Below are 25,636 nucleotides of genomic sequence, written 5' to 3' on the forward strand. Positions count from 1 at the left end.
TGTTGGTTACATGATGGTCAGTGATGCTAATGCGCTGTTGGAGCTGATACTTCTGCTGTTCCGTTGTTCTAATGTGCTATTGTAGCTGATGCTTTATACTCCTGATTGGTTGCTCATTACTCGTTGCTCGTATTTGCTAGTATTGCTGGTAAGCTAGGTATGGTGAGTTGATTATACCTAATCCACCTAAGATGAATCTTTTATCTCCTAAACTTGTACATATCACAGAAAATCGTCCTTCCAAGAACCTCCCCCTTCAAGCACCTCACCCATACAAACGCAAAAAAACCGCCTCAGCGGTTTATGAATACATGAACTTATGAAATTTTATGATTGGGGATGAATTCACTATGCACTTCCAGCAGCTTCTGGACGAAAATCTCAAAATCTCGCAGATTCGACGAAAATTTGAAATCGGTTACACCTGTGTGAAAATCAATAACCGTTAATGCAATTGAATTAAGTGGGTACTCCGGAATCGGTTCAGAGGCAAGTGTAATATTTTTGAAAGGGTAAATGGATGTATCACCGCGGAAACGAAGCACTGTTAAATGATCATCTCTTAACTCTAATGAAATCTGCTGTTCCGAATCCGTGAAACTCTTCAGTGTACTCATCTTCGATCAATCCTCCTCTTGTCCTCTATTTTACTCTCATTCTGGCGGATTAAGAAGCCCCTTTTTGTAAATATTTGTTTGTAAATCCCCTTTTCTCATGCGGTTTCACGCGAAAAAAAGAACCCCCCACCACTGGCGAGGGCTCCCCATTTATTTATATTTTTGAATAAAAGCAATGGCACTTGCAATATCTTTCTCCGGCTGTTCGCCGACTTCACGTTCGATCGTTAGATAACCTTTATACCCAATCTCTTGCAGAGCTTGGAAGTAGCGGTCGAAATCGACATGACCTTCACCCAGAGCCAACTCACGATACGTATCGCCAGATGTTGCCGCTTCCGCAATGCTCTCGTGTGTCATTGGTTTGTAGCCAAGTGAGCCATATACCTGACGCGGATCTGCTTGACGAAGTCGAATCCCGTCCTTCACATGCGTATGAACGATGTAATCCTTCAGTGTATATACACCTTGAACAGGATCATCTCCCGTTACCATCACCATATTGGCGGGGTCAAAGTTAACCGAGACACCTTTGGTGGATAAGTTATCAAGGAAGCTTTTCAGATGTGACGACGTTTCTGGACCTGTTTCCACTGCGAAATATGCGCCTAAACTGCTCGCATAGACACCAAGCTCTTCACAAGCTTGCAGCATCGTCTGATAAATGGGATCGTTCCGATCCTCTGGTACGACGCCGATATGAGTCGTTACTACAGACGATCCTAGTTCAACAGCGAGATCAAGAATGCGCTTGGATTTTTCAATTTTCGCTGCATTTACCGTCTGATCTTGAAAACCATGTCCACCTAAATCGCCGCAAAGCGCTGAAATTTGAAGATCCAATGATGCGATGTAGTTACGCAACTCTTTACGCGCCGCCGCGCTCAAGTTCGCCGGGTCCATCTCACCGGAAACGGCATAAATTTGCACACCATCCGCACCTAGTTCCTTGGACTTCTTTAAACCATCCCGTAAACCAAGACGCAAGCTATCTACCATAATTCCAATAGGATTGATAATCATATTTGCTACACTCCTTATCGCGAACTAAGCGTTAGTTAATTTCATCCCATAATCTGCGGATGTTCTGCAAACCGATGGATGTACCTTTTTTACACTCTTCCATCCCTTCAAATTCCAAGGAAATGTAACCGTCGTAGCCTGAGCTTTTGACCACACGCAAGATTTCACGCATATTCAAATCCCCTTGACCAACGATCGCTCCGCGCAAAAAGGTACCATAGGATGACTTGAACCAGCCTTCTCCTGGATTCTGATTGGAAGGACGTATGTAGAAATCCTTCACATGGACGATAGAGGCATAAGGAAGATTATTCGTCACTGCTGCAACGGAATCCTCGTCCACGCACACAAAATTACCAACATCCAATGTTGTCCGGAAATTTGCACGATCAACAGCATGAATCAGGGCTTGAACACGTTCACTATGCTGAACGAAGAATCCGTGATTCTCAACACTCGTCACAATGCCAAACTGGCTCGCATAGTCAGCAATCTGACGGCATGCTTCAGCTAGACGCGCTAAGTTAGCGTTGAAATTACGAATCGATAGATCCTCACTTCGCGCAACATCGTGCCGCATTTTGGTGACACCTAGTCTGGCAGCAAGATCGACCTCGCCCTTCACTCGCTCAATTTCCTGCACATATTCCTCTTCGGATTCTGTTAAGAAATTAGCACCGATGGCGTAATTGGAAATCGCTATACCTCGAGCCTGAGCTTTCTCACGAATCGCATCCGCAAGCGCAAAGTTACCCGGTAAATCATATCCCAATGGTACAATCTCGACATGTTCACCTCCCTGATCCGCAATCCAATCGATAACGTCCATGATCGACATCTCGCCAGACTTTAACGCCTGATACAAGCTATATGTGCTTACCCCCAGCTTCATACGTGCTCCTCCAATACTCCTATGCTCCGATTCGTTCGGGCTACAATCTGATTTCTTGACCCTTTGCTGCGGATTCGTAAATACCGCAAAGAATTTTCATCATTTCTAGACCATCTTCAACCGGACTAATGGGTGTTTCACCTGTTTGGCAACAGGAAACGAAATGATTGATCTCATTTTGGAAAGCACCGTTGATGTCAATCGATTTGTTATTGATTTGAGGTGTTACATTCGTGATCGTATCCAAAATCTCCGTTACAAACACAATTTCAGGCTCAAGCTCTACGCCGCCTTTGTCGCCATACAGCTTGACAGCGATTTCATCCTTCTTAGCATGCAGTGTGAAACTCACATCCACCATAAGGGAAGCCCCATTTTCAAAACGAATCAACACATTCGCCAAATCCTCAACTGTATTGCGCTCCGCATCATAGTCGGCTGCTTTATAAAAAGATAGGTTCTTCACATTCTTCCGGTTTCCAAGCTTGTTATACGTATGCCCACTTACGGCAACAGGCTTCGGTCTGCCCATCAAGTACCAACACACATCAATCACATGCACACCAATATCAATCAGCGGTCCGCCGCCAGAGCGTTCAACATCAGAAAACCACCCGCCTGGATTTCCTAATCGACGAAGGCAAGATGCTTTGGCATAATAAATCTCACCCAATTGACCATTATCTATAAAATGCTTCACTAACTGAGCATTCGTATCATATCTTCGAACAAATCCTACTTGTAGAATTTTTCCTGTTTCACGGACCGCATCTTGAATGCGTTGCGCTTCTTCCACTGTTTTGCATAGCGGCTTCTCTACCAAAACATGCTTGCCAGCATGAAGAGCAGCAATACTGATCTCAGCATGTGTATTGTTCCATGTACAAATACTGACGGCATCAATGTTCGGATTGGCAAGCAGTTCTTTATAATCCGTATAAATTTGAGCAATTTCATATTTCTCTGCTTTCGCAGCTGCACGTTCACGATTAAGATCACAGACAGCAACAATGACAGCATCCTCTGATTTTGTATATGACGCAAAGTGCAAATCTGAAATGGAACCCGCACCGATAACACCAATTCTCAATTTATTTACGCTCATTGCACATTCAAGCCTCCTTAAAGTATCTACCCTTTAAAGTTAACATGGTTTGGGCATAGCGAGAATACCTAAAATATGCAGCTGCATGGACTATATGTTCAAAACGACTCACATCGACATGCTGCTTCGTCTCATGGGATTAGTATAATTTTGCCTGTACTCTGTCTACTCTCCAGTAATCTATGCGCATCTGCGCCTTCCTTCAAGGCGAATCTCGTCAACGTATCCAGCTTCAAGCTTCCGTCTCGAAGTGCATCGAATAGATCATGGGCTCGCTTTATACGATTCTCTAAGCTGGTCACGTGATTCCAGAGGTCTCCGCCTGTTAAGGTTTTGGATGTATCCATTAACATCCTTGGATCGACAGGCGCTGGATCGCCGCCAGCCATGCCATAGAATACGACAGTCCCTTTCGTACGAACGGCAGCGAAGCTATCCATTAAAGTTGAGCCAACGGAGTCATAGGCAACCTGGACGCCACCTTTTTCATTGGACCATTGCTGAACTTCATGAACCCAGTCCGAGGCGTACAGGATGACTTCATCAGCTCCAGCACCAAGGGCGATTTGCCTTTTAGCTTCGGATGACGTTAATCCTGTCACCCTAGCACCTTGCCTTTTGCACAATTGGATCAAAAGTTGACCCACTCCCCCTGCCGCAGCATGGACGAGCACTTCATCGCCAGCTTGAACACGATAGCTATCGTTCACTAGGTAATGCGCGGTCATTCCTTGCAGCAGAAGTCCAGCCGCCTGTTCGTAGGCGATGTCTGCAGGCAGTGGTATCGCGCGGTCAACAGGCACAGCGACTAACTCCGCATTTGCAAAGGGAACATCCGCAAAAGCGATGCGATCCCCGATGTGAATATGCGTCATATGCGCAGGCACCCACTCGACAACGCCCGCTCCCTCGTATCCTAGAATATAGGGCGGCTTCCCTGCCAAATGATAGTTACCTTTGCGACGGTAGACGTCAGCAAAATTCAGACCTATCGCTTTCGCCCTTACCAAAAGCTGATCTCCTTGTACGACAGGATCTGGAATCTCCTTATATATGAGTACTTCGGGACCACCGAATTGCTCGAAAATTAATGCTCTCATATGCAACCTCCAACGCTTAATTAACCGTAGTTATTTTAACATACGCGATGGGCGAAGCAAAAACAAATAGGGTTTCTGATAATGCCTACCTTTTCAACTCGTAATCCAAAAAAAATACCGTCATACGCAAGAAGCGTACAACGGCATTTGAACTACTAGTTATGTCTATTAACTACTCACTCGTTACGAAATTAATGTATGGACAGATCCAACCTACTGGGTAGTTCAGTAATCGGCTTAGGTTTATTAATGAAATACCCCTGTATGCCCCAGCACTGCATGTCTGCAAGCATGTGGAAATGGTCACTCGTTTCGATGCCTTCAGCCACAACGAGCAAATTCAGTGCTTTGGCCATAGCTAGTATAGCCGCGATCAGGGGGACATTCCCGTCTGCAATGAAAAGACGGTCAATCTTCAGCTTATCAATTGGCAGAAGCGTTAGCATGCTTAACGACGAATAGCCCGTTCCGAAGTCGTCTAACGCAATGGTAAAGCCTGCCCCACGCAGCTTACTCAAAATCAACTGTACTTCCTGCAATGAGTGAAGCGTCGTGCTTTCGGTAATTTCTAATTCCATCACGGAGGGCTCCACGCCCTCCTCCTTCAAAATTTGCAAAACATGTCCAACAAAAAACTCCTCATTCAGTTGAACACGTGAGATGTTGACTGAAATTTTGAATAGAGGTCCGTACATTTCCTTCAATTGATGCCAGTCCCTGCAGGACTGACGAATGACCCAATAGCCGATAGGTACAATGAGACCTGTTTCCTCAGCAATCGGAATGAAATCACTAGGCTGCACAGGACCGACATTTTTGCTATGCCATCGCAACAGTGCTTCAGCACCAACAGCCCGCCCAGACGCCGGATTATAAATCAGCTGGTAATGCAAGTGCAGTTCTTCTTTATCAATCGCTTGCGAGAGAGCTAGTTCATGAATGAAATTCTCCACATGATTATAGCGGGAGGAAGCTTCAAATAAATGATAGCGCTTTCGACCCGATCCTTTGGCTGTGTACAGCGCAATATCTGCTTGTTTTAGTAAATCTTGAATCGTTTCTTCGTGCTTCCGCTCCGCAATTCCGATGCTCACATTCACTTTCACTGCATGTTCATCTACGCGAAAAGGAGCATGGAACAGCTCACTCAGCTGTTCTGCCGTCTCTTCGGCCCGTATCGCGGGTATGGAATCCACAACAACGAATTCATCACCGCCAAGGCGCACGAGCGAATAACGATTATCCCCAAACTCTTCTATGAGGCGGCACGCCACTTCAACAAGCACCGAATCTCCAGCCTGATGGCCAAAGGTGTCATTAATATTTTTAAAATTGTCCAAATCCAATAAATAAATCGTTGAAGGCTCTACGACATGCTCAAGTAGATATCTGCGATTAAACAAATTAGAAAGATCATCTTGATATGCGTAGTTATACAACATATCTTCCTGCTGTTTACGCTCAGTAATATCCCGAGTCACTGAAAAAATAAAGGTAACCGTCCCATTCTCATCCAAAATAGGCGTTAAAATGCTCTCGCCGCTATGTGTCCCATTGGGTAATTTAACGCCATCCTCGTACCGGATCGTCCGTCGTTCTTCAAGAACCCGAGCATATTTTTTATATAAATAATCTGCCATCTGGCTCGAGTTGGATTCAAAAAAAGACGTCCCCATTCGATCCATTGTAATTCCACTAAATTTCGTTGCGGCCTGATTAACGTAGTAATACATAATCTCCGTACCAGATACCTTCATAATGTAAATAGAGTCTTCAATATCATCCAGCATCATTTGCAGTAAATTCAAATCCAATGTTGTCGTTGCAGGAATTGTCATCCGTAGAACTCCTTTTTCCGAATAACCTAAGCTGTATGCCCGGTATGGGCCGATAGTACTACCAGTTCGACAGGGTTCTATAATTTTCCTTCCTAAATGGTCCTAGCGTTTCATCACTTTGATCTCGGTTTCTGTAGTAATGAAAAATGAGCGTTTTGTGCTATTCATAATCGTTTTACTTCCTTACTCCTGAGAGCGCTAAGCCTTACAATTGCATTAAGCAAGCAATCAAAGCTAACTCACATGGGAGGTTATCCAAATGATAACAAAAGGCGATCCATTCTCACTCACGCAGTACGTCAACGAAGGCTATAGCGGTCCTATACAAGGCCTTACGCTGGAGGAATCAGATAAGTATTATAATCTATTCTTCGAGGTCATCGGACAAAACAAATTCGAGCCCGGTCCCACCAAAATGAATTTGTCCGCCTGGCATCAGCATCATCATTGGGCGTATACTTTGGCCACGCATCCGAGCATCATTAACGCCATGAAACAGATTCTCGGAGATGACCTCGTGCTATGGGCTATGCATTTCTGGTATAAAGAGCCTAATAATGATAAATTCATTCCTTGGCACCAAGATATCAATTATTGGCCTATGGAACCTGCAATCAACGCAACAGCTTGGGTAAGCTTGGGATGGTCGATTCGTGAGAACGGATGCCTCCGTGTTATCCCAGGAACGCACAAATCGTTCGTTGCACATGTCGCTACTGGAACTGATCAAAGTGCCTTTGAGCAAGGCCTTCCACCGGAGTCCATCGACGAATCCTTAGCCATCGACTTAGAGATGTCTCCGGGTCAGATTGCCTTTTTCAATGAAGCTACCTTCCACGGCTCTGAAAATAATCCATCAAACATACCTCGCGTGGCCTTCTCGGTCCGTTATACGACCCCCGAGGTCAAGTTCAAAATTGAAGAGTGGGGCGGCGATACTACACGTATCCGTACGTTCCTCGTGAATGGTGAAGATCGTTTGAAACGCAATGAAGATATTAAAGGTGTAATTCCTACGGAGTAATACGACCACACTTCCTCACCTCGTCTTGTCCTAGCGAACATGATAGAATAATAGAAACAGACGAGACTGGGTGCGGAGGGATACACCTTGAATTCTTTTCAGATGATGATTGAAGCGTTAGAGATCCGATTTCTGCATATTACACAATATCAACTCGATTATCACTGGCAAGCCAAAGACCGTACACTCCGACATTGCGTCATGTGGTTCGTGCATAAAGGAAGCTTCCAACTGGAGATTGATCAAACTTCCTTACGATGTAAAGAAGGCCATATCGTTATTCTGCCTGCTGAGAGCTTAATCAGCTTTCACGCCATTTCTGATGAGCTATTGTTGACCAGCATCAATTTCGATGCCGAAATCTCCTTAGTCAGTAATCGAAGCTGGGTTCAGCTATTGAATATTCCGCTTCTCTATGAGGATAGTGCAAGCGTGGTTGAACCATTTATACATGAGATGCTACTTTCTGAGCGTGATCTATCCCCCTATGTCCATCTGCTGCAACAGTCTTCCTTGCTCCGCATCTTGCATGCGCTGCTGCATACATGTGGGGTGGCTGAGTCCAGCTCGAGTTATTCACACTTGGACAAACGGATCCACACCATCATCCATTTCTTACACGCGCATCCGCAACAGATGCCGGAAGTTCATGAATTGGCAGAGTTAGTTCAGCTAAGTGACTCTCATTTGCGTAAATTGTTTATTAAGCAAACAGGTCAAGCGCCGCTTCATTTCGTGCATAGTATCAAAATCGAACAAGCCAAGAAGCTCCTAGCGACTAGCGTGAAGCCCATTTCTCAGATTTCTTATGAGCTTGGCGTCGAAAATGCGAACTATTTCTCTCGAATGTTTAAAGTGAAGACAGGCTTAACTCCCCTGCAATATCGCCAACAGTTCGGATTGTGGTTAAATGCTTAGGAGAATTAATGTAACAGAAAACCTCCAACTTATCTCGGATTACCGCTGCATAGGCAGTCGATACCGAAAAGTAGCTGGAGGTTTTTCTTTTAACCTTCGCTTATTCCAATTCCAACGTCACAACAATGCTTACTTGAGCGCCTACTTCAGCAGCAGCTAAATCGATTAGGTACACCGTCTCTGTACCGCCCTCATGATTCTGATGCTCCACAGCTTGAAATGATGCCTGCAGCTGTTGGGCATCATAACGTAACACCTGCTGCGACACTTTCTCCGCCGAGCTATCCGCTAGTACGATCTCCCCAGCCTGCACGAGAACTGGCTTATGCTGTGTAATGAAGCGTTCCGTTACCGCCGCGCCAGACTCTCGGAATTCAAAGACATCCGAAAGGGTTAGCTTCCCTTGCTGTTTATCAAACTCGAAGCTGCGCTCGAGCTTCTCTAGACTTGGTTCCGCATACGCCTTCGTCAAATCCAAGCTGAACCTATCACTACGCTCTGAGAGGTCTGCGGCTATCACCTGGGCGCAATGTGCCTTGCCTTCTTGTTGGTAGTTGCCGTTGATGATCGGAACACTGTGACCAGCTGAGCTATTACAGAGAATCGAATACCGCTCATCACCGAAGTATTGCTTGGTGTATAAGCCTGCTCCCAAATCCTCAAACCATCTAACCCCATCTACAACCCATAAGAAATGGCCAATGTCGTTGTGATTATGCGGTTCATCGTTATGACCGCCTTTGGCAGCAAAGCTAACGACTTTGTTTTCTACCTTTGCTCGGCTGACCATCCACTGTGCTTCAGACAGGAAGTCTGACTGCAGCGGCATTTCCTCCCGTTCGCGGAGTAACGGTTCATTCAACCACACCACATTACGCACAGCACTTGCGAAGCGTCCGCAATGATCCACTGTACTTGGCTGATTCGCTAGAGTTGGAATACGAATTTCCGTAAATTGCTCGCATAAGCGGCTGAATATGCCAATTTGAATCCCATTCTTCTTCGAGCAATCAGAGAAATTGGCAATATGGTTGCCTTGCAAGAAACAGCGCTGTGGGAATTGAGCGACTTTGCGAGCTTTGGCATCGGATTGGAGAATATCCACCTTGCCTCCCGTACGCTGCTTCAGCAGCTCGCTAAAATACACATAATAACCAAACCCATAATACCAGTAGCCTAAACCTTCCAAACAAGCACCCTCGTCTGAAAAGCCTTCCAGAAAGCAATCCATCGAGTCGAGAACACGTCCAATAATCGGCAACAGCGCTTTCGAATCAGGGATCAGATAAATCGCAGTCATACCAATATTTCCCGCGCAAACCGCGGACCAATTAATCTCACATGTTTCCCACCAATAAGATCGCTTAATGGCCATATAAGGTTCGAGTACTCGCTCCATGATCTCACGCTGCACTCTTCTCACGACGATACCATTCAGCTGATCTCGGAACATATGACAGGTCTCACTGAGTGCATGTGCGGTTTCGGAAGCAAATAAATCAATATGTTTGAATTCTTCCCCCTCAACAGCAGCATCATGATTCATTAAATGTGCTGGCAAACACCACGTATATTCATCGCAAATGGCCCAGATCGTATCTTCTAAAGCAGACACATAAGGCGCAATGCCATCCTTCAACGCGGCTACAACCAAAGCTGCTAAGCGGCGGCGGCGATCGAAATAGTGCGTTTCGAACTCCATTCGCAAACCCTCAGAGCGATATAAATCCCACTCTTTGAAGGGTAACGCTGCAATTGGCTTACTTTCAAAGGCCTGAATTAAAGGCGTTATCTCGTTATATACCGATGTGAGCAGAGGACTCTCCGTTTGCTTAATCGGTGATTTGACCACCTGCAAAGCTTCGTCAAACAAGCGGCTATGGTCACTCTCAGCTTCTAGCAATGCTTCCAATAATAATCGACTATTCATAGATAATCCTCCTAGCCTACACTTTTTCTATTAACTATAAACCCAACGCATCTCTACAAACTAGCTATTATTTTGACCACTCTACGTCAAATAATGACCACTTTTCTTCTATAGCAAGAAAAGCTTCTCGCAAGTTGCGGAAGCTTTAAAATCTAAAGCGAAACAATATATTTAATCTTCTACTCTGCAGCTCCAACTGCCCTCAGCCAAGCATTTGCAATTAACGCGTGTCCAGCAGGAGATGGGTGAACACCATCTGGTGCCCAGAAAGCGCTGTCAGCTTGCGTAGAAGCTTGGGCAAATAATCCGTCTAAGCATAGTAGACGTGCGCCAAATTCTCTAGCTAATTCACGAACAGCCGTGATCTTAGGATCCAAATCCTCTCTCCAAAGCTTGCGATCCTCAGGCACTGGCAGAACAAATGGCTCGATAAGAAGCAGCTTCGCTCCAGTGCTTACTGTTTGATCTAGCAGCTGACGATACCCCTCTTTAAATTTCTCCGTTGAGGTCCCGTCATTACGATCAAATCTACGCCACGTATCATTGATGCCAATATAAATCGAAACTAGATTTGGTTTCAAATCCAAACAATCTTGCTGCCATCTTTCCTGCAAATCAGGAACACGATTGCCAGAAATCCCTCTGTTCAAGAACTTAACCTGTTTCTCCGGATATTTCGCTGAAAAAAGTGCAGCTGTCATAAGTGCATAGCCTCTGCCTAGATCGTTGCCATTATCACGAATACGTCCAGCATCCGTAATACTATCTCCTTGAAATAGAACGGTATCCCCTTGCTCTACCCATACTGCCATCCTCATGAATCCTCCTTTGATTGACCAAGCCTTCTTCTTACCTACGGATGAAATAAATTCCTCACAAATTATACCATGTCTCATGAGTCGCGTGAACAAAGAAAATCTACGATTCAAGTAACCCCTGAATGGACGACATGCGTTTAAATTCTGACAAAATTGGACAAAAAGATACGGAATACCCAAATCAATGACTGCGCCTTCTCTAAGGACGTGAAATTAATAAGGAGTTTTGCTCATGGATGCCATGTCTACGATTTCACCCACATTCATCTCTGATCAACTTAAGGACAATCTGCGTGAACTTAACCTTATTTATCATAAATGTCATGATATCCATATTCACCCTTTCGACGTTGGTCAGACAACCAAAGCTTTTCTTATTTATGTGGAAGGCTTAGTTGATTTGGAACTTGTCAATAAAGATATCCTAACCCCACTTATTAAAGAACCTGAAGTGGAATGGAACTATACAAGGAAAGAGTTATCAACCCTCGTCTCGATCTCTAATATTACTGAAGTTACGACGATGGACGAGGTAATTTCGCATATTTCTTCCGGTTGTGTCGGCCTTTTCGTACAAGGCGTGCCAGCTTGCTTTGCGCTTGGTGTGGCTAGGTGGGAGAAACGTGCTATTAACGAACCTTCGGCTGAATCGGTGGTTCGGGGACCGCGAGAAGGATTTACCGAAACACTTATGATTAATACATCCATGCTGCGTAGGAAAATCAAGAGTCCAGCTATGAAAATGATCCCGTATACGCTAGGTACCCACACCCAAACGACGGTCTATGCGGTGTACATGGAAGGGCTCGCAAAAGAATCACTGATCGAAGAGGTCAACCAGCGGATCAGCGAAATTCGGATTGATGGTATCTTGGAGAGCGGCTACATTGAGGGGCTGATTGAAGATAGTCCTTTCTCACCTTTCCCTCAGATTCAAGTCACCGAGCGCCCCGATGTCGTTTGCGCTGCACTCCTAGAAGGCAAAGTATCGATCCTAGTCGATGGCACGCCTTTCGCCTTGATTGCACCAGCAACACTCTTTTCTATGTTGCAATCACCAGAGGATTATTACCAACGGTTCATTATTGGTACATTAATACGTTGGTTGCGTTATGTTTTTTTCTTTACAACACTTCTGCTGCCATCTCTCTACATCGCAATTCTAACTTTTCATCAAGAAATGGTACCCACTTCGTTATTACTTAGCATCGCGAAGTCTCGTGAGGACATTCCTTTCCCTGCGCTTGTCGAAGCTTTGCTCATGGAAATATCCTTTGAAGCTTTGCGTGAAGCAGGGGTCAGACTTCCTAAGCAAGTTGGCGCTGCCGTCAGTATCGTTGGCGCTCTTGTCATTGGACAGGCTGCGACATCAGCTGGCTTAGTATCTGCACCGATGGTCATGGTCGTGGCCATTACTGGGGTTGCCTCATTCATGATGCCGCAGTACGCAACGGGGATTGCACTGCGTATGCTGCGATTCCCCATCATGTTCTTGTCTGGCATGCTAGGGTTATTAGGCCTGATGCTAGGATTTATTGTGATTGTCATTCATTTGTGCTCCCTACGTTCATTAGGCGTGCCTTATCTTCAGCCACTTGCTCCTATGAAAGGAAGTGAACTGAAAGATGTGCTTGTCCGTGCCCCGATTTGGTCGATAAGACGCCGACCTCTGTCCACGGTCAAATCGAACCCGATTGGTCAGCCTAATGGGCAATTACCAGATCATCCCAAAGGAAATGATGCCCATGATTGAAAAAGGTAGAATCTCCCCCATGCAGATGGCGCTCATCATGCATCCAATGATACTCGTAACAACATCGATCTCGATATCAGCCATAACGATGCGACTAGCAGGAACGGATATGTGGATGACACCCATTCTTGCTTCCCTTGTCGGCCTTTTAACGATCTATATTGTTTTTCAATTACATTCGAAGTTTCCAAGAGATACCTTTATTCAATATCTCCCTCATATTTGGGGGCGGTATCTGGGATCCTTTATTGCATTTACTTATTTATTACTTCTCCTCTATTCAACTAGTCTCACACTTAGAGAGTATGGTGATTTTATTTCAACTAATTTCCTAAGTGAAACACCGTTAATTATCGTCGTGATTGCCATTACTGCCGTATGTGCCTATGCGTTATACACAGGTCTTGAAGTAATTGCGCGAACCACTCTGCTCTTCATTCCGGCTGCCATGATTATTATCATGACGATGATTTTAACCTTAATCCCAGATTTTCAATTCAAACAAATACGTCCCGTTTTTGAAAATGGCCCACTTCCACCGTTGCTAGGGTCCATCGCTCCCGCTTCATGGTTCTCACAGTTTTTCTTCCTGTCATTCCTATTTCCCTATTTAACAAAAAAGGAACACGCTATGAAATGGAGTCTTTACAGCATGTTGGCCGTCATGTTCACCATGATAACCATTAATTTGGCTCTTTTATTTACATTTGGATCACTCACCACGGCTATGAGCTTTCCATTATTAGTCGCCGTACGCTATATCGCTCTCTCTGATTTTGTTGAGCATCTTGAATCGGTCTTGATGGCTGTTTCGTTAATGGGCATCTTTATTAAAGTCGCAATCACCTATTATTGGGCCACTTTGGGGACCGCGCAATTGTTCAAGTTGTCTGACTATCGACCGCTTATTATTCCAATGGGCTTTCTCATCATTCTCGTTAACATTTGGGCTGCCCCTAATTCCCAAGAAATGGCTCATGCTTTAAACACAAGCATTCCGTTTTTCTCATTGCTCATGCAAGTCGTCATCCCAGCATTCTTACTTATCACTGTTCTCATCAAAGGCAGGCTTCAGCGATGAGTGCCTTCACTCGTCACCTCGGATTACCGATGGCATTAGTAGTTAGCCTCTTCCTTCTCACTGGATGTTGGGATCGCATAGAAGTGAATGATGTCGCTCTGATTACTGGCGCAGCTATTGATAAGGTAGACTCGAAAACAATTTTGCTATCTGTTCAAATCTTCGTCCCAAGGACTTCCTCTGCCAATGGTATGGGGGGACAAGGTGCAAATGTGGGAAACCAAGCTTCTATTGTCACTTCTGCGACAGGGGAAAATATTGCTGATGCACTGTCCCATATTCAAGAAAAGCTTCCAAGGAAGCTTTTCTGGGGGCATGCAGAGGTGTTTATTTTTAGCGAAGATATTGCCAAGGATGGCATTCGAGATGAAATTGACTACTTAATGCGCGCTCCGCAGCCAAGAGAACGTGCTTATATGTATGTAGCCAAAGGAAAGGCGAGACAATTGCTAGATACGCGTTCTTTCCTTGAACGAAACTCAGCGGAGATTATGCGTGAAATATCGAAAGGAAAGCTTTCTCTCAGCGTTACACTCGCTGAACTTGCTCAAATGCTTGTCGATGAGACTGGCGCGGCTGCAACGCCCTGGATTGAACTTCTACCTGTGTCCGCTCCAGACAATTACGATAACATGCCTGCACCTGTTAATGGTACAGCTATCTTTCAAGAGGGCAAAATGGTTGGTGTCATCGATGAGTTTACGACAAGAGGCATACTCTGGGTCCGAGATGAAATTAGTCAAGCGGTAGTCACAGTGAATCCAGAAGATAGCCCTGGCTCAGTTTCACTCCGATTAATAAACAGTAAAACCAAGATTAAGCCAATGATCAAGAACGGAACTTGGACGGTTCAGCTCCAAATTCGCACAGAGAATAGTGCTCTGCAAAATTCAACATCATTAAAAATTAGTTCTGATCCCAAAGCAGTTAAAATCATTGAAAAAGCGATGAATGATGATATCGAAGCACGCGTCCGCATTGCTTTGAACAAAGTTCAGAAAGAACTACAAGCAGATATTTTTGATTTTGGCGGTGCCTTTCATCGCGTTTACCCGAAAGAATGGGAAAAGCGAAAAGCACAATGGGAGGAGTTGTTCCCCACCATTGAGGTTGATATTCAGCCTCATGCAACGATTCAACGCCCAGGTCTAACCAGTATTAAGGAAGTTGAATTGGAGGAAAATCCGAGAAAATGACTTCTAAAACGATTCCATGGCTTATGCTGATTTGTTTCCTAGTCACTGGGGTGCAATGGTTTATGATTCGAAAAAAGACACCGAATAAAGAGCGAGTTACTTATTTTACCATCCTTAGCTTGTGTTGGATCCTAGCCGTGATTCTCGCTATGAACCCTCTACTGCCAGGTCCAACACATTGGGTGGATCATATTTTTCAACCGTTAGCCAAGTTGATCGATCAATAAAGGAGTATGCGAATGCGGATCAGTGGAAAGCAATTATTTTGGATGATAGCCACGATGCAAATCAGCATGACCATTCTGTTGACGATCCATCCTGCTTTAATAACGGCCAAAAACGATGCCTGGTTTTCCATGTTGATTGCGACACTCATTGGTATGTTTATCGCCTTCATTTGTACGCGAATCAATCGGAACTATCCAGGTCAAACCTTCGTTGCATACCTTCCTAAACTAGTTGGTAAATGGGTAGCAGGTTTGCTATTTATTATCTATGGGGCTTACTGGTATGTTGTGCTTGCCATCATATTAAGACAATATGCTGAATTCATTCTCGCAACCCTTCTGCCGCGAACCCCCATCATCGTGCCCATTGCGGCAATGATGCTTGTTGCTATCTATGTCACGAGAAGCGGAATTGAAGCCCTAGCCCGGAGCAGTGAACTCTTAGGACCCATCCTACTCATTATGATTATGGTGACATTTCTACTGAGTATCCGAGATATTCAACTTAAACATCTCCTCCCTTTCTATGTGGATTCAGGAATGAAAGTCATTCTGAAGGGCTCTATACATACTGGTGCTTTCCTCGGCGATTGTATTTTGCTTGTGTTCCTGCTTGCTTTCCTTTCTCATCCTGATCGGGGGACGAAGCCCGTTTTGCTCAGCGTTGCTGTAGGTGGCTTGCTGACTAGTATAGCAACGTTCGTGCTCATTACAGTCTTTGGGGTTCAAATGGCTGCCGGGCAGACGTATCCTTATTTCAATCTGGTACGTTATATTTCCGTCTATAACTTTTTCCAAAATCTAGATGCCCTCATTATCCCCATCTGGATTATAGGCGTCTTCATGAAAGTATCCTTGTACTTCTTCGTGTGCACATACGGCACGGCACAAGTGTTCAAAGTTACGCATTGGCCTCGCATGCTTTGGGTAGTGTCTCCGGTTATTCTGATTCTCGCCATGGTGCCGCGCAGTTATTACGACAGTTCCATCTTTTTCCCGCAAAAGATTGCTGTTAAGTTTATTTTCCCGATCCATATGTTAGCCATCCCCCTTGTCTTATGGGGAATATCATGGCTTAGAAATAAAAAAGACCGAGATTCACACCCGCAAGTGTGAACTCGGTTTCTTCGTTGCTTCATTAGGCAATCGTTCGAAGAAAAAGAAGTTGATAATAGGTATTCAACAGTTCATCCAACTCGATAGAAAGTTTCAATACCGTATCAGACAATAGGCCGTATGTTTGACTAGCAAGATTCAGCTCATTACGAAGTGCTTCAATCTTTTCTTCCAACTCATATCGTTGTCCCATATTGATCCCCCCGATTTTGAAATTCTTTCTGTGGATAACTTACACGTTTTGTTACCTTTATCATAATTGAATATTGTTAAGAAACTATTAGCAAATTAGGCGATTTTACACTTTTTCACAAAAAAACACTATATATTGATAATTTGCCCCGCTTGAACCACTACCTGTTCCCCTTCTACACTTATCCAGACTGGAATGGCCGAAGGATTTTGGATGATCTGGCAATTCGCGGAGAAACGAAGACGTTCAAGGGCTTGCATGTACGCCACAATTTCAGCATTCGTTGCAAACCAAATGTCGGATCTGCCTTTTACTTTTTCACCGAACTCCTCAAGTATCTCCCAATTGTTATCATTTTCGAACTCATAACTGTGTCCCCAGACATACAATAACGACATCCGAGAATGCCTTTGTTCCAGTTGTACAAACGCATCGGCATGCTCAAGCATGTTCTTATGATGGCACGTTGGATGCCACCTTAAGAAGTCTTGCGGCATTTGGAATCCGCCATGGCTAGCAACCGTACGTGCGTATTCAATGCCTAGTGTAGGCAGTGCTTGAACGACTTGCTCGGAGTAGGTTCCGAAAGGATAGCTCATTCCGCGCACCGGATAGCCGACCAATGATTCCAAGGCTTCACGATCACGTGAAATTTCTCGTACGATTTGGTCCATTGGCGATTGCTCTAGAAAAGGGTGATCAATGGTATGAGCAGATACCTCATGTCCCGCGAATAACGAAGCTACCTCAGAAGCCTCGATATACCCTTCTTTTCCTAGAAATCCACTGTTCAAATGAAATGTGCCTTTCATTCCGTATTCATTCAATATACGCACAAGCCGGCGATCATGTAACTTGCCATCATCGTAACTTAGCGTTAAAGCTTTGGTGACACCTTGTGGAAACCGATCTAATCGAATACGCAAATGAACCCCTCCAAAATAAGTCAATTTCATACTTTCAATGTATCAGAAACTTCTTTGGCGGGCTATCATTTCCTAATTAGGATAACCAATTCGATAGATTCGTCTTCACAAAGGCATCATCATTCAAATGAGGATAGTCTCTGTACATGCGGTCAATTTCTTCCGATTGGCCAGGCGACAATTCTTCATGTGGATTCAAGCACCATGTTCCCTTCAACAATCCCTGACGACGAAGCACTTCATGAATACCAGGAATACAACCTGCGAAGCCATTGGCAGGATCGAAGAACGCTGCATTCGCTTCGGTCACCTCGATATTCCGTGTAAGCCATTCGGATGCCAGCGTAGGATTCATTCGGATTCCCTTTATTTCGTCTAAAAGCTCCACTGCTTTTTGCGTCCAGACGGCCCAATGTCCAAGTAATCCGCCTACAATTCTTTTCTCTATGTTCTTACCCTCAAATTGGAATTTATAAACAGTTAGAAGATCATTAATAATGTTGTCATCATTACCGGTATAAAGAGCGATGTCATCGCGGCGCTCTGAATAGCAGACGGCACGTACGACATCAATCGTTTGATAGCGGTTAAAAGGAGCCATTTTGATTGCTATAATGCCCGGAATGTTAGCAAATTGCTTCCAAAAATCAAAGCTATATACCTTGCCGCCAACAGAAGGTTGAAGATAGAATCCGATGACGGGCATTTTCTCCGCAATGCGTGCTGTCCGCTCCAAGATTTGAGACTCCGTCCAGCCGCTCAAGCCACCCATGGATAATAAGGCTGCATCATAGCCAAGGGAGATGGCTGTATCTGTCTCGTCTTTGGCTTGATCTGTAGGACCACAAATGCCTGCGACCTTGATAAAAGGTCTAGTTAGTCCTGCGCGATCCACCTCTTCCGAAGCCATACGAAGTACTTTCTCGTACAAATTGTATTTCGGATCACGGATTTCAAACTGTGTGGAGTGCACGCCAACCGCAATTCCACCAGAACCCGCTGCCATATAATAACGTGTCAACGCTCTTTGACTTTGCTCATCCAGCAACCGATCTGCGGTTAGGGCAAGTGGATGCGCTGGAATGACCAGTCCATCGTGCAGCGCAATTCGTTGCTCATTACTTAATTCCCGGCGTCCTGTCATGGCTAGAATTTCCCCTCTCTCTCTTGGAAATGAGTAGGTTTATTAATCATACTGCCACCATGCTCGATCCACTCTGCTACCCAATCAAACATCTGTAGAAGTGAAACACGCGGATAGCCAAATAGCTGCATACTCTTCGCTGCGTTACTAAGCAGTGCAGTTTCCGATTCTTGACCTTTGAAGATAGGCTCAATTCCAAGGCGTTTACCTAACTGCTCCGCGGCATATTTCACAGAGACGGTCTCAGGTCCCGTCACGTTCAAGAAATTAGCTGGACTTTGCGTAGCCTTTAGTGATCGAATTGCAATATCATTCGCATCTCCTTGCCAGATACAATTGAAGTGCCCCATAGCAAGATCTATGGCACGACCTTCCTTCAAAGATTTCGCAATTTCTAACAATACACCGTAGCGTAAATCAATGGCATAATTCAAACGATAGATCAAAACCGGCGTGCCATTCTTGTGACTGTAATGTTCAAACATACGCTCACGGCCAAGACAGGACTGACCATACTCGCCGATTGGGGCAGGACTAATCGCTTCGTGAGCCCCGCCATAGGCCACCGGTGTGAACGGATACACATTGCCTGTTGAGAATACGACGATCCGGGAGTTACGATATTTCTCAGCTACTCTTCCAGGCAGATACGCGTTCATCACCCAAGTGAAATGCTCTTTTCCCGTTGTACCGAACTTAGTGCCTGCCATATAAATGACATTAGGCACATCTGGCAAGGCTTGCAGCGCTTCGTCATTTAAAAGATCACAGGCAATGGTTTCTACTCCAAAAGATTGTAGTTCCTCCTGCAAACCGCTTTCAGAGAAGCGCGAAACCCCATACACCTTTTTATCAACACCAGCAGCTTGAATCGCGTTCATGGCTAGCTTGGCTAGGCTCGGTCCCATCTTGCCTCCAACGCCAAGCAGCATAATATCCCCATCCAATTCCCGCATAAACTGGATTAATTCCGGTGACGGTGACGACATAACCTTATCCAAATCTTCTAATGTTCTCATTCTCGCAATCTCCTCACATTATGATCTTGAATTAAGCTTCCTGACTGTAGTATACGGACTCTCAAACATAAAAGACAAATCTTTATATCGTCTTTAAATAAAAGGAAAGAACCGCCCTTACTGGCAGCATGGCCAATCTAAGAGCGGTTCGTATGTTCCTATCTATACACGACTTGGATCGGCAGCCAATTTCTCCAGGAATTGAAGTCTGAACGTTTGTTTGGGTCTACCTTTGGGGACTTTCACATAACCAACGCTCGAAATCAGATCATGGTCCATCCATTGCAGCAGTAGACGATGCGTACTTCGAACCGTGACGCCAAGGATACTCGCTAACTCGTGCACTTCGTAGTCTAGCTTACTCGTCCTTGCGACTGTCGCCATGAGCCGGCTTAAATACGTAGAAGTCATCCCGGCATCTTCTGCGCACTTCAGCAGCTCTGGATCTGTCACTGACAAATCCCGACTTAGTGGATCAGCCATTTCTAGTGGGCCAATAAGCGTTTTGTCTTCACGAACAATAAAGCAAGTGTTCCCGCCCGCCTCTTTGCATCTGCGCAAGGCAAGTCGGGCATGCGTACCTGCTTCATTCGCACTGCGACCGAAGCCGATGCCCATACTTAGCGAAAGACCCAGCGATTTCCATACTTCTCGAGCAAGCGGAACCGACTTATAGCCCACCGTCTCACGTTCGAAGATTCCCCGTGTTGTAAAAAATAAATACTCATCCGCACCGAGATGCGTTAAATAGCCGTCCAACGACTCTACATAATCAATCAGTTTTCTGTGAACTTCTAACTTGAAACGTTGGATATCGTGCTCCGTACTCTGCTGTTGCAGCTTTTTGCCGAAATCATCCACATTGATCATGCCTACAAGGATTTGTGCTTCTTTACTGCGCCGAGTTTCTGTTGAGAGAAGCGCACGCTCCAAAGCTACCGTGATATTCTGATCGGTCGGAGTAATCCATTCACAAGGAATCCCCTGCTCATTCAGCCTATCCGCAACTTCACTATCAGTGGTCAACGCTGCTTGGGCAGCTCCTCTACGGAACGCTTCTACATGGAAGTGCATCATGGTTTCCACTTGCGGATAGGGCACACCATCGTAAATCAAAAAGCTGGATGATGTTTCACCGATTTCCTTAACATGCCTACTTAAGGAGGAGGATGTAAAAGAATCGATACTAAATATAGCATCCGCTGAATGAAGCTGGGGCTTACTGCGTAAACGATATAACGCACTAAATAGTCCCGTGTCCGTTAATGGAATCATATGTACAGGCAAGTGGGTAATCACATGCTCCTTGACTCTTCGATAGAGTGTAGGACCTGTTACAAGCAGTACTTCTACCTCTAAGAGCAGCTCCTCGGCAATCTCAGACGCAGTTTCTGCTGAACAGGCGCGCGAAATCGGCTGAAAAGATGGAAAAGACGTCCCAAGAACGCTTAACACTTTATTCACAAGAGCGTCAGGCCCTAAGATACCAATGGCAATTCGATTCGGAATATCCATACATGGCGGCTCCTTACTTCATCATTATGATCAAGTATACGCCTGTTCTCGAATAAAAGACAAATCGTTATTGTGTCTTTAAATGCAGGAATCAATATTTTCCAGCATGGTCTTCCTTAAGCTTGAGGAACAAATCTCGGAATACAAGATCACGATCAATATGATGCACGTAGCGTATGAGATGTCGTGACGGATCTTGGCTCCATCTTGCCTCATCGGATACAATCGGACTTGCGAGAAGTACACTCGGTGTACTCTTTTCATTAACGAGATAAGCAATCGTTGAAATGTCCCATATCACACGGGAATAGGCATAATGATCTGGATGGACTTGTCGGAACGTCTCGTACAAATACGCACCGATCTCGCCTGCATCCTTCACAAAATCTTTCATCTCAGATAACGTCGTTTGCAGATGAGAAGCCACACCCATACAAGGAATTAACACGAGTGGGACACCGCTATTCAAAATAACACGTGCAGCATGGATATCTTGCTCCAAATTAAATTCACGTGTATGCGACCAGTGAAGCCCATGGCCGCCAAGCCAAACAACCACGATGTTCGCGATGATGCGAGGCTCCATCAGTATGGCGGAAGCCACATTGGTTATTGCGCCAATAGCTACAACATACAAAGGGTCTTCCGGGGAGGATGCCATCGCTCGCTCCACCATATTACGCGCTGCTTCACTCTCTACCGGTGTCTCAGGACCTGGTAAATAGGTTTCAGACCCTTTATAAATAGGAATGTCTGTGCGTGCCATCAGAGATGCAATTTTGTGCAGCTCCTGATAACTCTTTTCCATACCGTCCTTAGGCCCTGACGACAAATCATTAAAGAACGGCGCTGCATAGAATGCCTCTACTTGTAGGCGTTCAGGCGATTGCAAGGCATAAACAACAGCAAATTGATCATCAATCTCATTAAACGTATCCGTATCCAATACCATTCGTATCTTGCCAGATCTTGATCTCAATCGTTGGATACGTTCCTCATCCGATATCAATGGGAATTCCATGGGACATCTCCTCACTTTTTTATATCATCATGTGGCTGTTCATCTTGTGTACATTCTTTTGAATATAGAGTTATTCTATCTATATTCGTGTTATATTTTTATCATAGATCGGCTTATTTTTTATACGATTCGGCTATCTATCCGATTTTCAAAGTGGAAGGGCGAGCTACCATGAATGGGCATTTGGATTTTCTTTTTCGAACGACACGGCAACAACATCAGACGGTCATCCCACATCGACATCAATGCTATGAATTAGTTTATTATTTGCAAGGGAACGGCGTAACTCGGATCGGAGACTATACCTACGCCTTTCAAGCTGACGCTTTCACCCTTATCAAACCTCTTACCTTACATGATGAGAAGCATGCAACAGACAGCGATGTTTTGTTTATCGGATTTCAAGTAGAGCTAGGTCGGTATACCCTCCGGGAAGGCTTATATCGCGACCAAACAGACGGAGCTATTCTTGCCTTATTGCAAAGAATGCTCATTGAGATGCAGAATAAACGGTCCTTCTACTCCGCTAAGTTGAATCATCTTGTTGGCGAGTTGGTGATTGAACTCCTCCGCTATGATGAATTCACCTCCTCTGAACCTTCTGTTGATAAGGTTATTTACGCCAAGAACTACATTGATGAAAACGTAAATCAGAAGATTAGTGTTGACATCTTAGCCGAATTGGTTGGTTACAGCTATGATCGATTTCGTCATCTCTTTAAAGAAAAGTATGGTCTCTCCCCTATGCAATACGTGATGTCTAAGCGTTTTGAGCTAGCCAAACGTCTATTGCTGCAAACAGATCTCTCGATTTCTGCCGTGTCTAATGACAGTGGATTCTCCAATGACACGCAGTTTTGTTCCCTTTTTAAGAAAGCTACCGGATTCTCTCCTCGCCGATATCGTATGCAAGCTTCTAGCAAATAGGCAGGATATCCATGGAAGTGCCCCTTTGAAATACAATGAGCCGAGCAGCATGTGCCCGACCCGTCGAAAACTATCACGTAAATGACGTTACTTATAGCGTTGCTTATTCCCATGCCATCTCTGCTCGAGCGAGCAGGTCTTTCAAGGCACGAATTGCGGTTACTACACGTTTGGGATTACTAGCATAGGGCAAATAATGTTGCAAATGCGGTTCGACGGAAAGATATCCCGTAAACCGATCCTCTCGCAATTGAAGCAACAGCTCAGGAAGCTGTCCTGCGCCTGCACCAGCAGGAACGAATTGATGCGGCTCATTTGTCGCATCTTTCACATGGACATAGGCCAAGTATGACTGCAATTTCGGATAGGCTTCATTTGCAGGTTTCACTTTATTCATAACGAAATTACCGGGATCGAATGCCGTGCGAAGCGAGTTGGAGTTACAATGCTGCAAAATGTCCAATACACGGTCATCCTTCGATCCATACAGATTATTATCATTTTCTAAGAGGAGAATGACATTCGCCTGTTCTGCAAGCTGAGTTAATTGCTTCATTCTACTTAGAACTTCATCTCTGCATGCATCTAAATCGATGTCCTTCGTATAGTACGAGAAGATTCGAATATAGGGTGTACCTACGGCGTGCGCCGCATGAATTGCACGCTGCATGGCGGCCAATTCAGGTGCAAAATCATCTGTCACAGCGTATTTACCTATTGGCGATGCGATGGAAGAGACGGTAAATCCTCGCTGATCTAGTACGCTTCGTATGGACTGTAATTCCTCTTCGTTTAAGTCCAACACATTTTTCCCCCATACGTTGCGAAGCTCGAGATTAGCAAGCCCCTCCTGTGTAAGCACATCCAGCTGCTCTTCCAAATCATGCGAGATTTCGTCCGCGAAACACGTTACCTTTACTTTTAACATGGCGTTTCCTCCTCTTATTTCGTACTCCCGAATGAAGCCGACATATCTACGGCCACCTCGGTTGCTTGGTTCACTTTTTTAATGAAGCTAGATGTGCGAATCTTTTCATTTAAATGAGCCAAGAACGCATCACCATCTAACGGAACAGATACCGGACGCTTCTCAAAGGAAGACAACATAATGCCATTGGCTAATGTCAACGCGCCCAAACCTTCCGGACCTTCAGCAATTAAGTCCACATCTAAGCCGATTAACCGATCCACCAACCGCCTTGTCACGAAGGCATGCCCGCTCGGAACTGAGGTGTCTACGGCAACCTCGATAGGTTCAATCTCCCATGATGCGAATTGCTGCTCAGTCTCTCGGGTAAAGGTAAGCATGGATTGGGGGTATTTGTAATAGAGCAGCTTGCCATTCTCAAGTAACAGTTTCCCCAGATCTCCCACGATTTCCAGACGATTCGTTCCAGGCAACTCGGCCGTTGTTACGATCAAATGTCCAATCATCCCATTTGCATGTTCCAAATAAGCCGTGACCTCATCCTCCACTTCTATATCATGGTACTTCCCGATATGGGCATGCCCCGAAATCATCGATGGCAAGCCAAACAGCCACTGATACATGTCAAGTGTGTGCGGGCACTGGTTCGTTAGAATGCCGCCGCCTTCACCAGCCCAAGTCGCGCGCCAGCCGCCGCTATTGTAGTACGTCTGGGAGCGAAACCACTTCGTATGAATCCATGTGGCACGCGTTAATTGGCCTAGCTCGCCGCTTGCCACAATTTCCTTCAGTTTCGCATAGAACGGCAGCGTTCTTTCTTGGAACATAATGGCGAACTGCAGATTAGGATACGTCAGCTTTGCCTTTTCGTAGGCGTCAATCATGCGATTCGCATCGTTCACATGCACAGCGATGGGCTTCTCACACAAAACATGAATGCCTCGTTCAAAAGCTTCAATGGCAATCACAGGATGATCATAATGCGGAACGGCAATGATTACGACATCGATTCCTGAATGCGCTAACATTTCACTGGCGCTATAGTAGGCTTTCACCCCATAGGTGCTCGCAAACTGGTCAGCCTTCGTTTGATCCACATCACAGACAGCTTCCAGCGTCACATTGTCCATTTCAGCCAAATATTTCAGATGTGTCTTGCCAATGTTGCCTATCCCAACTAGCCCGAATTTAATTTTCGTAATAGTCATCTATGTTCCCTCCTCTATATTGAATATCTCATCTTCATCCTATATCATTCTAATTACTACTTCCTTGAAGAAATTGCCTCAGATATGGATAATCTTGCTCAGTGAAAGAGGGATTGC

At 45.0% G+C, this 25,636-nt stretch carries 24 protein-coding genes; 8 read left to right on the forward strand and 16 right to left on the reverse strand.

What is annotated here, in order from left to right:
- Positions 1-317 precede the first annotated feature (317 nt).
- From AC58QM_RS06775 to AC58QM_RS06800, 6 genes are all read right to left on the reverse strand, one after another.
- Entirely contained in the window at positions 318-617 is a 300-nt protein-coding gene (locus AC58QM_RS06775) for a hypothetical protein (RefSeq protein ID WP_497282436.1), read from the reverse strand.
- Positions 618-767: 150 nt separating this feature from the next.
- Positions 768-1,640 (reverse strand): sugar phosphate isomerase/epimerase family protein, encoded by an 873-nt coding sequence (locus AC58QM_RS06780; protein WP_497282438.1) that lies wholly within the window; start codon positions 1,638-1,640, stop codon positions 768-770.
- A 31-nt stretch (positions 1,641-1,671) separates the two neighbouring features.
- Positions 1,672-2,532 (reverse strand): sugar phosphate isomerase/epimerase family protein, encoded by an 861-nt coding sequence (locus AC58QM_RS06785; protein WP_497282440.1) that lies wholly within the window; start codon positions 2,530-2,532, stop codon positions 1,672-1,674.
- Between the two features lie 40 nt (positions 2,533-2,572).
- The gene (locus AC58QM_RS06790; RefSeq protein ID WP_497282442.1) at positions 2,573-3,637 is read right to left on the reverse strand and encodes a Gfo/Idh/MocA family protein; all 1,065 of its coding nucleotides are present in this window, start codon (positions 3,635-3,637) and stop codon (positions 2,573-2,575) included.
- Between the two features lie 131 nt (positions 3,638-3,768).
- Positions 3,769-4,737 (reverse strand): quinone oxidoreductase family protein, encoded by a 969-nt coding sequence (locus AC58QM_RS06795; RefSeq protein ID WP_497282444.1) that lies wholly within the window; start codon positions 4,735-4,737, stop codon positions 3,769-3,771.
- A gap of 191 nt (positions 4,738-4,928) precedes the next feature.
- Positions 4,929-6,575: a putative bifunctional diguanylate cyclase/phosphodiesterase gene (locus AC58QM_RS06800; RefSeq protein WP_497282446.1), complete on the reverse strand. Its 1,647-nt coding sequence runs from the start codon at positions 6,573-6,575 to the stop codon at positions 4,929-4,931.
- Between the two features lie 259 nt (positions 6,576-6,834).
- Between AC58QM_RS06800 and AC58QM_RS06805 the strand changes: the two genes are divergently transcribed.
- Positions 6,835-7,599, forward strand: a complete 765-nt coding sequence (locus AC58QM_RS06805) for a phytanoyl-CoA dioxygenase family protein (RefSeq protein WP_497282447.1) — start codon at positions 6,835-6,837, stop codon at positions 7,597-7,599.
- An 87-nt stretch (positions 7,600-7,686) separates the two neighbouring features.
- A complete protein-coding gene (locus AC58QM_RS06810; RefSeq protein ID WP_497282449.1) occupies positions 7,687-8,517 on the forward strand; it encodes a helix-turn-helix domain-containing protein in 831 nt (276 codons plus the stop codon).
- Positions 8,518-8,617: 100 nt separating this feature from the next.
- Here the strand turns inward: AC58QM_RS06810 and AC58QM_RS06815 are convergent, their stop codons facing one another.
- Both AC58QM_RS06815 and AC58QM_RS06820 read right to left on the reverse strand, forming a co-directional pair.
- A complete protein-coding gene (locus AC58QM_RS06815) occupies positions 8,618-10,447 on the reverse strand; it encodes a heparinase II/III domain-containing protein (protein WP_497282451.1) in 1,830 nt (609 codons plus the stop codon).
- A gap of 179 nt (positions 10,448-10,626) precedes the next feature.
- Positions 10,627-11,259 (reverse strand): SGNH/GDSL hydrolase family protein, encoded by a 633-nt coding sequence (locus AC58QM_RS06820; protein ID WP_497282452.1) that lies wholly within the window; start codon positions 11,257-11,259, stop codon positions 10,627-10,629.
- 238 nt (positions 11,260-11,497) lie between these two features.
- Here AC58QM_RS06820 and AC58QM_RS06825 point away from each other — a divergent pair, with 238 nt between their 5' ends.
- Genes AC58QM_RS06825 through AC58QM_RS06845 form a run of 5 tightly spaced genes read left to right on the forward strand, consistent with a single transcriptional unit; the run spans position 11,498 to position 16,638 of the window.
- Positions 11,498-13,018 (forward strand): spore germination protein, encoded by a 1,521-nt coding sequence (locus AC58QM_RS06825; protein WP_497282454.1) that lies wholly within the window; start codon positions 11,498-11,500, stop codon positions 13,016-13,018.
- Positions 13,011-14,099 (forward strand): GerAB/ArcD/ProY family transporter, encoded by a 1,089-nt coding sequence (locus tag AC58QM_RS06830; protein ID WP_497282455.1) that lies wholly within the window; start codon positions 13,011-13,013, stop codon positions 14,097-14,099. The genes AC58QM_RS06825 and AC58QM_RS06830 overlap by 8 nt, the downstream gene beginning before the upstream one ends.
- Positions 14,096-15,295, forward strand: a complete 1,200-nt coding sequence (locus AC58QM_RS06835; RefSeq protein ID WP_497282457.1) for a Ger(x)C family spore germination protein — start codon at positions 14,096-14,098, stop codon at positions 15,293-15,295. Before AC58QM_RS06830 ends, AC58QM_RS06835 begins: the two co-directional genes overlap by 4 nt.
- The gene (locus AC58QM_RS06840; RefSeq protein WP_497282458.1) at positions 15,292-15,522 is read left to right on the forward strand and encodes a hypothetical protein; all 231 of its coding nucleotides are present in this window, start codon (positions 15,292-15,294) and stop codon (positions 15,520-15,522) included. Before AC58QM_RS06835 ends, AC58QM_RS06840 begins: the two co-directional genes overlap by 4 nt.
- 12 nt (positions 15,523-15,534) lie before the next feature.
- Complete coding sequence (locus tag AC58QM_RS06845; RefSeq protein WP_497282460.1) at positions 15,535-16,638, forward strand: GerAB/ArcD/ProY family transporter; 1,104 nt, start codon at positions 15,535-15,537, stop codon at positions 16,636-16,638.
- A gap of 22 nt (positions 16,639-16,660) precedes the next feature.
- Here AC58QM_RS06845 and AC58QM_RS06850 read toward each other — a convergent pair whose 3' ends face one another.
- The 6 genes from AC58QM_RS06850 to AC58QM_RS06875 all read right to left on the reverse strand — a co-directional run bounded on the left by AC58QM_RS06850 (position 16,661) and on the right by AC58QM_RS06875 (position 22,456).
- Positions 16,661-16,831 (reverse strand): Spo0E family sporulation regulatory protein-aspartic acid phosphatase, encoded by a 171-nt coding sequence (locus AC58QM_RS06850; protein ID WP_497282462.1) that lies wholly within the window; start codon positions 16,829-16,831, stop codon positions 16,661-16,663.
- Between the two features lie 128 nt (positions 16,832-16,959).
- Positions 16,960-17,757: a polysaccharide deacetylase family protein gene (locus AC58QM_RS06855; protein WP_497282464.1), complete on the reverse strand. Its 798-nt coding sequence runs from the start codon at positions 17,755-17,757 to the stop codon at positions 16,960-16,962.
- A 76-nt stretch (positions 17,758-17,833) separates the two neighbouring features.
- Positions 17,834-18,901, reverse strand: a complete 1,068-nt coding sequence (locus AC58QM_RS06860) for a dihydrodipicolinate synthase family protein (RefSeq protein WP_497282465.1) — start codon at positions 18,899-18,901, stop codon at positions 17,834-17,836.
- Between the two features lie 2 nt (positions 18,902-18,903).
- Complete coding sequence (locus tag AC58QM_RS06865) at positions 18,904-19,920, reverse strand: NAD-dependent epimerase/dehydratase family protein (RefSeq protein WP_497282467.1); 1,017 nt, start codon at positions 19,918-19,920, stop codon at positions 18,904-18,906.
- Between the two features lie 162 nt (positions 19,921-20,082).
- Entirely contained in the window at positions 20,083-21,435 is a 1,353-nt protein-coding gene (locus tag AC58QM_RS06870; RefSeq protein ID WP_497282469.1) for a GGDEF domain-containing protein, read from the reverse strand.
- 91 nt (positions 21,436-21,526) lie between these two features.
- Positions 21,527-22,456, reverse strand: a complete 930-nt coding sequence (locus tag AC58QM_RS06875; protein ID WP_497282471.1) for a nucleoside hydrolase — start codon at positions 22,454-22,456, stop codon at positions 21,527-21,529.
- Between the two features lie 171 nt (positions 22,457-22,627).
- On the opposite strand from AC58QM_RS06875, the gene AC58QM_RS06880 reads away from it, so the two are divergent.
- Positions 22,628-23,383 (forward strand): helix-turn-helix domain-containing protein, encoded by a 756-nt coding sequence (locus AC58QM_RS06880; RefSeq protein ID WP_497282473.1) that lies wholly within the window; start codon positions 22,628-22,630, stop codon positions 23,381-23,383.
- 103 nt (positions 23,384-23,486) lie between these two features.
- Here the strand turns inward: AC58QM_RS06880 and AC58QM_RS06885 are convergent, their stop codons facing one another.
- Both AC58QM_RS06885 and AC58QM_RS06890 read right to left on the reverse strand, forming a co-directional pair.
- The gene (locus AC58QM_RS06885; protein WP_497282474.1) at positions 23,487-24,311 is read right to left on the reverse strand and encodes a sugar phosphate isomerase/epimerase family protein; all 825 of its coding nucleotides are present in this window, start codon (positions 24,309-24,311) and stop codon (positions 23,487-23,489) included.
- 14 nt (positions 24,312-24,325) lie between these two features.
- Positions 24,326-25,519 (reverse strand): Gfo/Idh/MocA family protein, encoded by a 1,194-nt coding sequence (locus AC58QM_RS06890; RefSeq protein WP_497282475.1) that lies wholly within the window; start codon positions 25,517-25,519, stop codon positions 24,326-24,328.
- Positions 25,520-25,636 lie beyond the last annotated feature (117 nt).

The organism is Paenibacillus sp. J22P165, from assembly GCF_059692015.1.

Bases quoted from the DNA above. Each gene is read 5' to 3' on its own strand.
- AC58QM_RS06775 (WP_497282436.1), bottom strand. From the start codon at position 617: ATGAGTACACTGAAGAGTTTCACGGATTCGGAACAGCAGATTTCATTA.
- AC58QM_RS06780 (WP_497282438.1), bottom strand. From the start codon at position 1,640: ATGATTATCAATCCTATTGGAATTATGGTAGATAGCTTGCGTCTTGGT.
- AC58QM_RS06785 (WP_497282440.1), bottom strand. From the start codon at position 2,532: ATGAAGCTGGGGGTAAGCACATATAGCTTGTATCAGGCGTTAAAGTCT.
- AC58QM_RS06790 (WP_497282442.1), bottom strand. From the start codon at position 3,637: ATGAGCGTAAATAAATTGAGAATTGGTGTTATCGGTGCGGGTTCCATT.
- AC58QM_RS06795 (WP_497282444.1), bottom strand. From the start codon at position 4,737: ATGAGAGCATTAATTTTCGAGCAATTCGGTGGTCCCGAAGTACTCATA.
- AC58QM_RS06800 (WP_497282446.1), bottom strand. From the start codon at position 6,575: ATGACAATTCCTGCAACGACAACATTGGATTTGAATTTACTGCAAATG.
- AC58QM_RS06805 (WP_497282447.1), top strand. From the start codon at position 6,835: ATGATAACAAAAGGCGATCCATTCTCACTCACGCAGTACGTCAACGAA.
- AC58QM_RS06815 (WP_497282451.1), bottom strand. From the start codon at position 10,447: ATGAATAGTCGATTATTATTGGAAGCATTGCTAGAAGCTGAGAGTGAC.
- AC58QM_RS06820 (WP_497282452.1), bottom strand. From the start codon at position 11,259: ATGGCAGTATGGGTAGAGCAAGGGGATACCGTTCTATTTCAAGGAGAT.
- AC58QM_RS06825 (WP_497282454.1), top strand. From the start codon at position 11,498: ATGGATGCCATGTCTACGATTTCACCCACATTCATCTCTGATCAACTT.
- AC58QM_RS06830 (WP_497282455.1), top strand. From the start codon at position 13,011: ATGATTGAAAAAGGTAGAATCTCCCCCATGCAGATGGCGCTCATCATG.
- AC58QM_RS06835 (WP_497282457.1), top strand. From the start codon at position 14,096: ATGAGTGCCTTCACTCGTCACCTCGGATTACCGATGGCATTAGTAGTT.
- AC58QM_RS06840 (WP_497282458.1), top strand. From the start codon at position 15,292: ATGACTTCTAAAACGATTCCATGGCTTATGCTGATTTGTTTCCTAGTC.
- AC58QM_RS06845 (WP_497282460.1), top strand. From the start codon at position 15,535: ATGCGGATCAGTGGAAAGCAATTATTTTGGATGATAGCCACGATGCAA.
- AC58QM_RS06850 (WP_497282462.1), bottom strand. From the start codon at position 16,831: ATGGGACAACGATATGAGTTGGAAGAAAAGATTGAAGCACTTCGTAAT.
- AC58QM_RS06860 (WP_497282465.1), bottom strand. From the start codon at position 18,901: ATGACAGGACGCCGGGAATTAAGTAATGAGCAACGAATTGCGCTGCAC.
- AC58QM_RS06865 (WP_497282467.1), bottom strand. From the start codon at position 19,920: ATGAGAACATTAGAAGATTTGGATAAGGTTATGTCGTCACCGTCACCG.
- AC58QM_RS06870 (WP_497282469.1), bottom strand. From the start codon at position 21,435: ATGGATATTCCGAATCGAATTGCCATTGGTATCTTAGGGCCTGACGCT.
- AC58QM_RS06875 (WP_497282471.1), bottom strand. From the start codon at position 22,456: ATGGAATTCCCATTGATATCGGATGAGGAACGTATCCAACGATTGAGA.
- AC58QM_RS06880 (WP_497282473.1), top strand. From the start codon at position 22,628: ATGAATGGGCATTTGGATTTTCTTTTTCGAACGACACGGCAACAACAT.
- AC58QM_RS06885 (WP_497282474.1), bottom strand. From the start codon at position 24,311: ATGTTAAAAGTAAAGGTAACGTGTTTCGCGGACGAAATCTCGCATGAT.
- AC58QM_RS06890 (WP_497282475.1), bottom strand. From the start codon at position 25,519: ATGACTATTACGAAAATTAAATTCGGGCTAGTTGGGATAGGCAACATT.